Here is a 10,290-nt window from a genome sequence, read left to right as displayed (position 1 = left end):
GTACATGAGTCACATTACGTAATCTTTCAACAGGTAAATTTGAAGTGTCATCTGCTGCCATGTAAACTGTTCTGTTTTCTGGTATTCCTTTAACCTGATATTCCAGCATGGCTACTGAAATGGCATCAATGGGAGAGTCAGACAGCACGACAGTACTAGTTTGTTCGCTAGGCTTTTTCCCCAAAGTAAAGTAAAACCAGCTATCACGGCGAACAGTACCTAACTCATAACCAGAAAATGTATTAGCTGTCCCTTCTAAAAATGCCCCTTTGGTCTTTCCGTTGAGATCCCGCATCACAAAAACTACATTTGCTTTTGAGTCGGCATAAACTAGCCCCTGGTTATGTAACATTTGTACACAATCAGAAGGTATGCTTCGTTTCTGTTTGAGGTAATGTTCAACGACTGACCAATTAGCTTTATCCTCAACGGGTGGGGTGAATTGGGGTGCTGGTTGAGTTTGGATAATGTCAGCCGCAACTTTTTGAGCATGAGCGATCGCTGCCCTTTGAGCGCCGGCTTCACCAAATCGCTCCCCTAACCATGCGATCGCAGTTGTTTGGTTACATTGATTAACGTGTTTCACCAAATCAATTGCATGATTACCTTCAAAATGAGAACCGGGAGCAAGGTCGCTAAATTGAGAGCCATCTATATTAATGATGTGGTTTCCTCCAACCCATTCATTCCCTTTACGCCACAGTCCCAACTCCCAAGCAACATCATCTAAAGCTAAATCAGTTGACCATTCGGTAAGTTTTCGTAATTGTTGATTATCTTGCTCTATCCGCCGCCGTAATTGGTCATTCTCAAGTGAGAGAGCTTTAGCTGTAGCTTCCATTTCCTGTTTACGTTGATTCGCCCTGTCTCGGTCGGCAGCTTTGGCCTTCAATTGCGCTGCACTTAGCTCATCAACTTCTAAGTCGCGCCCCTCCTCCACAATCCGGTAAAAATCCTTGATGTCCTGGTGCTGCGCTCTACTTCCCTTGATACCCCGCTCTAGCCCAATTAGCCGCATTGTCTGGTAGTACGAATCCTGAAATTGTTGGATCTTCTGCCGCCCGTCAAAGAAATGATTACAGCGCAATTGCCCCTGATCATCAAGGGGGACAAAATAAGCGTGAATATGGGGGGTGGCTTCGTCCAGGTGTAATTCGGCGCGGACAATGCGAGATCCATATTCATCCGCTAACCACTGGTGAGTCGCTTCTACCCAGTTATCCAACTTTTGTGGTTCATAGTAACCGGCTTGGGTGGGGCAGTCGGGACGGAAATAACTGGGCGATGCACTCAACAGTAACTCCACGCAGTACACCGCATCAGTGCGAATCTTCCGCTTCTGCTCCGAGTCCCCTATCTTGGCTAAGACTAAATCCTCTAGTCGTTCCTCTGGGTCGAGGCTACCGATGAACCGAATATTTTTTTGAGTGGGATCTGCATTAGGGGTTTCTCTTTCTCGCGCGGTGTGAGATGCACTCCCTGATATGTTACCCCGCTTTAATTTTTTTAATCGCGCGATCGCGTATGCCATTTTTTATCTACGCTAAAATTTGGAAATACAAGTTTTTGGGCTGACTGACTGAGAAACAAATATTACTCAAATTATTGCTGTTTTTTCTCGGTTTCACGCCTTTTTTAAAGCTAAATCGCTCAAATGCGAAAATGGGTAGATAACCGTAGTAAGTACGACTATTTTAAGCCACCCTACAGCAGTTTTGGGGCAATTCTCCCGCCATCCCAAGATTCCGCTAGTAGCACAGTCACTTTTAGCACAATTTCAGCCTAAATACACAAGGTACAGATTTCTAGGTTTCTACCCGAAAAATCCTGGAATATCAAGGCTTTCGAGCTATTTAACTGTCAATAACTCTTCATTAATGACAATAAACGGACTGATAACAGAATTTTTCGAGAATTACTCAAGAGTAAAATGGTTGACAACGGAATTTTTTGGCAGTCGCTCGAAGTTAATCAGTGCTAATTTGTAATTTTTAGTAGTATTTTGTAGCTTAACAAGAAAAAAACTGGCTTTTTGAAGTATAGAAGCACTACTTTTGTAGTACAAGTTCTCAATAAGCTTGGGATTATTGAGAATAGAATAAACTGAGTAAATCGCCTTAAAGCCTGCTGGAGTAAGTATTAGAGGGCAATTTTTAAAAAAAGTGATGTACAAAATAGCAGACATTTTGTACCTGATTGTCAGCATTTGCTGACAGTTATAACAGTTAAAAGCGTGTATGAGCGGTGCAAAATAGCAGACATTTTGTATATAAATAGGGGTTTTAGGTGCAAAATGTCTGCTATTTGTAACTGTGACTAATAATACATTTTAACCACTTAAAAGCAAATAAAACCCCGGTAAATTAGTAGGGATAAAAAATTTGAGGGTCTAAGTGAAGGATTAGAAGAAAAAATGCGGTGTTGTATGTGCATTCATTGTTAAATAAATACTTTATTTAGGCAGACAACATAAATTTCAGAAGCAAAAATATTAAATTTAGTTAAGTCAGGCAATATCAAAGTAAAAATAAAAAAAACTGGTTGATAAAAATTAGTGTAATAATTTTAAGAAAGCGCGTTACGCTAATCAGAATTTTAGTCAAAAAAATGAATGATTCTAGATATAGAGTAGTGTCATTTAGAAGACCAAGTGACAGTGCAGATGCAGAAGTAATTGATTACTTGAGGTCAAAGCCTTTAAATTTGAAGGAAGATTATTCGGAAACAATTACATCGACACTAAAAAAACACTGGCTACCTCTAGCCTTGTTTTCTTCGGGGCTGAGGGGAGAAGAATTAAGACAGATTGGCATTTGGGCAATTAGTCAACTAGAAGCACAAATTAGTATGATTCGGAGAACTTGCGGGATAGCACCAGACCCGCTAGTGGTGACATCAAATATATCAATGCAAGCATCAAACATAGTGGCATCAGATAGTCTATCTGTCTTAGGGATTACTTCGGGAGATGGACAAATAAGTTCTACTGATGAAGAAGATGAAGACCATGACGATGACGATGAATTTCTTTCCTCGCAAAACTATCAAGAGATGAGCGACATGAAGCGGATGTTTGGCTGGGACAACCAAAACGGGGGCTGAAGATGAATAAAAAGAATAATTCTAAAGACTACACAAAAGTTGTAGTAACGATTGATTTAGGGACAAGTTCTCAGAAGGGGATAGCACAGATTTATCCAGATGGGGTTCCAATAGTTTTAGCAATGGAACCAGAAATAGCGGATTTAGGGGTAGAGTCAATAGAATATTTGTCAAATCAACTCGTACAAGATACGACGGTGTGGATAGGAATTGGGGAAGAATACTATGTCTTGGGAGCATTAGCCAAAAGTATGTTCGCGGGGACATCAGCTATTAGAGATTTGAAGTATCAATATGCCTTACCGAAAGTAACAGCTATGTTATGGTTGGCAATTCGGCGGCTGGGAGTGAAAAACCCAGATATAGAACTATATGTACATTTGTTGTTGCCAGTGGGAGAAGCGTCGGATGGGCAAACGCTCAGAGCAAAACTAGCACAGAACTTAAAAACAGGAATAATCACGCCAACAGGAAAGTTAAAAGCAAAATTACGTAGCTTTGATGTCAGTCCAGAAGGGGCGGGTATAATGGCATATCGCAGTCGCAACGTCAACATAAACTATTTCCAAAAGAGTATAGGAATGCTGATGTTAGGCTATCGTAATGCCAGTTTTATTCTGTCGCACAAGGGGAATGCAGTAAAAGCTGAATCTACAGATTTAGGGATGAATTGGGTGGTACATCAGTTTGTAGAACGTACTGCTGTAGGTTTATCAAAAGATGACTTACGCCTAATTTCAGCCTTAGCCGAAACCACGAATAACAATTTTGATGCACTGCGGTTTCTATCACGCAAAACCAAAATGGAAGAAATCAATGCTGATGTAGAGTTGTTTTGTCGGATTTTACCAGTAGTTCGCAAAGAGTACTGCCGTGCTTTATGGCGCTGGTTGAGAAATATTGCCCAAATGGATGAAATCTTAGTTTGTGGTGGGACAGCATCTTTTATACGCCAAGAGCTAACCGAACATTTTGATTGTGAAGGCATCCCCATTTGTTGGAATGGAGGAATGGAACTACCTAAATATTTAGACACAATGGGATTAGGCGATAGGATAGCCGATGCTTGGGCATCCCATATTAGTCATATTAAGTTTTTGGATCATGAATTTAGCTATAATCGCCAAGACAAACCCTTAGTTCCTGATTATTATGTTCAGCCATTCAATAGTTCTAAACCAGACACGGAGATTTGGCAAAGGAACGGTTATATCACTACAAGCCTTGGGATTTAGATTAGTTTGCATTTGTACGACAACTGTTGCGACTAATACTGTCTGATGTTAGACAGACATTCTGTCTAACATCGCCAAAGCTAACAAATGTAAGGGTTTGGCTTTGAATGGTGTTTCCCCCGCAGGCGATCGCTCTTACCAATCACAGAATCTGTGGACGAACTACTACCGCAAGTATTTGGTATCAGAGAAGTTGGCAGCAAAATCTGCCGTAACCCAGTCATTTGGGATAATTTCTACGTTTCGGCTCAAAACTATCTCAATCAACAATTGCTCAAGATGGTTGGGTCAAACAATAACAAGCGTGAACAATTAACATTAGCAAATTGATATGGCTGAAACGACACATTTGCAGGTACAAGAATTATCACGATTTGCCCAAGAGCAAGACTTCAATCAGCAATATCGTCAGTATTTTGGCGATGTCTGGGAAGAAGCTGGAGTTAAAGATATCTCCAAAATGACCATCCAAGATGCCGAGCAAACCTTGAAGGTACTAGCTGATAGTGAAGCATCTCCCCAATTCATCAAATCTCTACTAGCACAAGCAGCAATTGATGGTGCTACACCGCAGGTTTTGGAGTATTTCTTGAGTAGTGACATTGACGGCGATGGGCGGACTCTGGCACAAGAATTATTTCAGGATGGGACGAACCCATTGCAGCCGGATACACCCCAGGCACCACCCAAGGCACAGGTTTTATCTCCATCTTCAACTGAAGATTTGGACTGGGAAATATAGCATACATTCTCAAACTTTACTAGCAACCTGAGTTTTGATTTTTTCAGTACTCAAGTTGCTAGTTCTTTTTTGAAAGCATATTTAAACTTCTTAAGTTAGATACGAGTTCCATTTTTCAAAAAGCACAGTAGGGTGTAATTGAATTATCGATTACACCTGTTTTCTCAACTAACTCCTAAATCAAGTGAGGACATATTTATGACTTTATTAGGTATTAATAGACCTTTAGATACAACCCAAGTAAAACTGTGGGATGAGCGCGATTTGTCTACAAGCGATCGCCGCCAAGAACATCTAGAAATTCTCCTGTGCCAGAAAGTACAGATAGGTGAAGACCCTGCCTTGTGTGAGAAAGTATTAGATTATCTATATTTGTCGGCATTTCAGCAAAAGCTCAATCGCATTACTGTCCAAAAGGAAAAAGAAAAGTCAGTATTTACCTCCCTACAGCAAGTGATTATTACGTCCTTTGCTATTTTAGGAATGTTTGCGTTCCTTGCCGCCGCTTCCAACAAGTCAGTTGTGCGATCGTCTGGGGTAATCCCTCCAGCTATAGAACAGCAAGCCAATTAACCAAACAATTCGCTTTTTCGCTCTGTCAAACCATCGGCAGCTGCTAACCCACCCTCTACCCAACAGCGTTAATCCAAATGGTCAGGCAGCGTCATAAATTCAACGCAAAAAGCTGAGAGCGTTGTTTGATAATGCTTTCAGCTTATATTATCCCTCGCTCTGCTTAGGTGAGCTTAATATGCTGTGTCTTTGTCGAAAGGCAAACTGTCTTCCGGCTCAAAGTTACGCAGGTCTTGCTCCATCTGCTGCCGACGTTGGACGTATGTTTTGCTGTTTCCAATCCTTCCTCTCATCAACCATGCACCAAAGTTGATGCCTTGTTCTACATGATCGGCAGACACTTTATTGTAATTATCAACCTCCATTTTCTTACGCCACTCTTGCTGTTCCAGCGCACTTTCACTGACACCAATTTTCTGAGCGTATTCTACATATTCAGGTCTGAGAGAACCATCAGGGTTAAATTCCCTTTTCTCTTGTTCGCTAAAGAAATCGTAGGCTGTGTAGATTGGCCACGGCTCTGGATCAGTCTCGTCCAGGTGCTTCCACTCGTCATACTCTTCTTTTACTCTACGAGCGTAGTCATCGACTGCTTCTGGATGTGCGCCTTTAGATAACTTTTGTTGTCTTACTTCATCTTTTAAAGTTCCATCTGCATTGAATTCTTCCTTATGCATATTTATCCAACGCTTAATTCTCGACATACAAACCTCTCAAGATATTAACCAACTTTCATTAAATTCTTAAAACCATGACTCTGGAAATTAAACATTTTGATCCCAGGCTCAATCAATGGATTTATACAGATGAGCGTAAAACTATTTTAACTGAAAATCTCAGTAATACTTTACTGGAATTTTACTTTCCTGATAAAAAATTCTCATTTGGACATTCAGATGAATACAGTACAGACGAAGATTTAAAAAATCATCCAGATGGACACATTTTACTATTATCTTCAAAAACTCGTTTACTTTATGGAGAAAAGGAATGTTTAGAAACGATTCAAAAAATTTGTCCAGATAGTAAAGACCGTGGGGCTTATGGTTCCATCTTCCTTGGGGCTTGTAAAAATGCGATTCACGAAAAGCTAAATATTCTGGTAGTAGATGATTCTACTGATAACAGGGGTGAAAATGGAGGAATATTATCAAATGATTTAGCATATAAATTAGTTGGCGATTGTTATGGGCAGATTTCAACACAGCTTTCTGACAAGCTAACCTTAAGAGAATCCCAAGTAGATAAAAGCTATCGTGTAATTCAGCATCGATTTGGTTGGGTGGATGGAGTTGGAGAAGATACTACTAAATATCGTTTTGGCAAAGGAACACTCCGACCATACAGACTAGATAAAATAGAATATGCAGATCCTAAGAACAAACCAAAAATAGACATAATTCTCCCCGTAAGCAGTTTTAAGGGAACAGACAAGGATAGACCCAAAGGCGCTACTAAACCGCAGATTAAGCCAGGATTATTATATCAGCAAAATATTTGGTTAGCTGAAAAAGGGCAATCTCAACAAGGTCAGATGTCTATCTCCCAACTGCTGGCATCTTTCCCCCAAGGAATTAAAGATTTTGCCGAGGAACTAGAGGTACAAGCTCAAAGATTAGCCTCTATTCAAGATGATCCAAGAGTTGTTGCTGCTTACTATTGTGAAAGATACGAAAAACGTAAAGAATCATTGAGCCAAAATAAATTAACAACAGGAGAAGTCACCAATCAAGAAAGAGATGTTAAAGACTTAGGGACAAATGATGATTTAGATGCAGATCAGGAATTGGATAATGACCCCGCCAAAGATGACTTGTTCATGTACAAACTCATTAAAGCTGATTTACTTGGTCATCAACAGCTTTTAGAAACAGAGAAGGTAAAGCAGGAGCTAAGTCGTTTTGTACAAAGTGAGTGGCGAGATATTGCTATTGGAAAAACGCTTACTTTTGACCGAGGGATGATTATTCCATCCAAGGAACTCAAAAATGGTGAAATCTGTGCACCTTGGCTGGAGCAAGGAGAAAAAATTCTTAACTTTCGCTCTCCTTTCCTCAACTCTAATGGTTTGTGTGTCTCTACTAATAAACACGTTTTAGACCGTCTTGCTCCAGATGGTGAACCCTTAGAAGGCATAATTGTAGTCAATGACGAAGACCACAAGCGCATACAGCAAAGAATTACAGAGTTAGAAACACGAGGGGTTGATGTTGATTTTATCGACCCAGCAGAAACCGAATCAGAACGCCAAGCACGAGACTACGATGGTGACTGCATTGGTGTAGCAAGAGCTAGCTTATACCCCAATTTAACAGCAGAGGCAGAGCGAAGAAATCTTCCCCAAAACGCCTATTCGCCCACAGTTAAGCTCAAAAAACAATCATTTTATTTGGAAAATGGAACCCAGCCCCCATTTGAAAAAATCGCTATCCACATGAGCGATAGCATCAGCGTGGGCATAATCAACAATCAAGTGACAGCACTGGAAGCATTAGAATCAGAAATTGAGGTACTAAACACTTATGGTACTTTAGAACAAAAATCAGAATATTTAGAGCAAGTATCTAAGCGCTATCAAGGTTTATTTGAACAGGAACATGACGAGAAGCCCAAACCAATTAGAGCAGAGTACAAACCCTTCATGCAATCTGTTGTAGCTCTAGCAGAGAATCCTAACAGAAGAAGAGAGATTATTCAACAGGCGATGGATGTTAACCGCCTGATGTACCGAGAAATGATTGGTGAGGGGTGTTATCAAAACCAAATAGCAGTTGATTTATTCAAAAGTGCTAAAAAACCTGAGATGGATTTAATCAGGGAGAACAGCCGCTATTTGTATCGTGATGTTAATTATATTAAAGATAAGAAATCTTCGTCAGCTTATTTAAACACAGGGATAACACCAAAGGGCTACTCGCCAGTAGAATTATTAATTAGTCAAACTAATAAATATTTCCAAGAATCACAGTTAGAATCGCGCCCCATCGTCCAGTTTAAAGACTTGTTCAAAGGAGTAGAATTTACACCACAGCAAAAATTTGCAGCGATCGCCGCTAAGTACGAGTTTGATCTGAAGTTCAATGCTGCGGTTCGGATGTCTCAACGGCGTGAAACCGAGAAAGGGCCATCCGCAATAGTGCAAACTCCACAGGGGGCGAAACTCGAAATTACCAATCTCACCCGTTACGGACACCCCTTAATCTGGAAAGCCCAGACGTTGAACATTCGCTTAGATGAAATATCAGAGAAATTCAGAAGTAAAGAACGCCCTCACCGATTATTAGTAGTTGCACAGATAGATGGTGAGATTGGGGAGGATAGGAAACCCGCTCACCATAAACTGGGAACAGTTAGCCAACAATCTGTGACTGACCACAATCTCAAGGCGGGGATGACCATGCAGGGAGCTAAACTCCTAGAACTAAAACCAGAACTTACTAGAAGCCAAACTAAACTACTCTATGCCTTGGCAAATGATGCGGCTCTCGCATTTTATGCGAAGATCCCAGAATCAGAAAAACTTGCTCTATCCGCCGCCGCTTGGAACATCTGTGCATCTCGCCAAGATGAACTTGAAGTTGCAAGAAAAGAAAACGCAAACCCCCAAGCGATCGCCAAAAAAGTCTCTAATTTTGCCTTCGCTGCTTTCCCCAATGAGATTATTTCTCGCTTAGATAAATTGCAATTTACTGAGCCGAAGTTAGTCACGCTGAATAATGAAGCGAATCAATTTTTGGGTCGAGACTGGAATCCCACCGAAAAACACCCGATAGAAATTAGGGCTAGCCACCACCCAGTCGGACATGAACGCCACGTTTCCAGACTAATGTTTGTCCAGGATGCTGACGGCGAATATAAAGAATTCGCCATGCTTGAAACCAGAACCGCACAGCTTCCCATTGGTACGAAAGCGCAAGCAAGTATGGTTGGGGTAGAACCTGCTACTGCCAAAGCAACTATTGGACTGCCTGGAAACGAGCCGATTGAAATTACTATCCGTGAACTCAAGAACTTCTCTTATGCAGGACTTGTTTTTAACGCCGAACCGGTCAACTTAGAATTTGGCACTGTGCCGGTGACTGATAAAACAGTAAAAATCAAACTTGATGGCAAAACTCTGGGTGAGTTAGACAGTGATTCTGCCCAACAGTTAAAAGAAATTAATTATCTCAAAAATGGTAATCCTCTAAAGTTAAAACTTACTTCTATCTCCGAAACTGGAGATCAAGCTTTTGTGCTGGGTGAATCTCCCAACGGTAATCTCCTGAAAATCAATAAAATTAACTTTTATGATTTTCCTGGTCAGACATTCAATGATCAAGATTACCGAAAACTGACTATCGAAACCTCAGCTTCTAAAACTAGAGATGCTGTATTTTTGAATGGTGAACCCTTGGGGGTATTACATTTCAAGAAAGACAAAGACGCGCTCAGACAGCTTGGACTGCTCAAAACCGGACAACTTACCCCAGCACCCGCTATTATTGAAAGTAATTTTTCTGTTATTTGCGCTCAAATTGACCCTAATACCGTTGAATATCCCCAGAAGTGGACGAAGGAATTTCAGGCTTTTGGGACTCAATCAGTTAATCCTCAACAACTGTATATGATTGATAGTAGTGCGAAAATTCTACATCA

At 40.7% G+C, this 10,290-nt stretch carries 7 protein-coding genes and 1 pseudogene; 6 read left to right on the top strand and 2 right to left on the bottom strand.

What is annotated here, in order from left to right:
- A partial coding sequence (gene mobV / locus F8S12_RS06115; protein WP_196515441.1) for a MobV family relaxase occupies positions 1–1,531 on the bottom strand: 1,531 nt, incomplete at its 3' end.
- Positions 1,532–2,607: 1,076 nt separating this feature from the next.
- On the opposite strand from mobV, the gene F8S12_RS06110 reads away from it, so the two are divergent.
- The 5 genes and pseudogenes from F8S12_RS06110 (at position 2,608) to F8S12_RS06090 (ending at position 5,652) form a co-directional block, all read left to right on the top strand.
- The gene (locus F8S12_RS06110) at positions 2,608–3,102 is read left to right on the top strand and encodes a hypothetical protein (RefSeq protein WP_196515440.1); all 495 of its coding nucleotides are present in this window, start codon (positions 2,608–2,610) and stop codon (positions 3,100–3,102) included.
- Between the two features lie 2 nt (positions 3,103–3,104).
- Positions 3,105–4,337, top strand: coding sequence for a ParM/StbA family protein (locus F8S12_RS06105; RefSeq protein WP_196515439.1), 1,233 nt, complete (start codon positions 3,105–3,107; stop codon positions 4,335–4,337).
- Positions 4,338–4,482: 145 nt separating this feature from the next.
- Positions 4,483–4,667 (top strand): annotated as a pseudogene (locus tag F8S12_RS06100) (AIPR family protein); the annotation flags it as partial.
- A gap of 1 nt (position 4,668) precedes the next feature.
- Positions 4,669–5,079 (top strand): hypothetical protein, encoded by a 411-nt coding sequence (locus F8S12_RS06095; protein WP_196515438.1) that lies wholly within the window; start codon positions 4,669–4,671, stop codon positions 5,077–5,079.
- 198 nt (positions 5,080–5,277) lie between these two features.
- Positions 5,278–5,652, top strand: a complete 375-nt coding sequence (locus F8S12_RS06090; protein ID WP_196515437.1) for a hypothetical protein — start codon at positions 5,278–5,280, stop codon at positions 5,650–5,652.
- A 173-nt stretch (positions 5,653–5,825) separates the two neighbouring features.
- On the opposite strand, the gene F8S12_RS06085 is transcribed toward F8S12_RS06090, so the two are convergent.
- A complete protein-coding gene (locus tag F8S12_RS06085) occupies positions 5,826–6,356 on the bottom strand; it encodes a hypothetical protein (RefSeq protein ID WP_196515436.1) in 531 nt (176 codons plus the stop codon).
- Between the two features lie 47 nt (positions 6,357–6,403).
- On the opposite strand from F8S12_RS06085, the gene F8S12_RS06080 reads away from it, so the two are divergent.
- On the top strand, positions 6,404–10,290 hold a 3,887-nt coding region (locus tag F8S12_RS06080; protein ID WP_196515435.1), incomplete at its 3' end, for a hypothetical protein.

This window comes from Nostoc sp. WHI, from assembly GCF_015714725.1.
Lineage (GTDB): Bacteria > Cyanobacteriota > Cyanobacteriia > Cyanobacteriales > Nostocaceae > Nostoc.
Note: the sequence above shows the minus strand (reverse complement) of the source record. Positions and strands in the feature narration are given on the sequence as shown.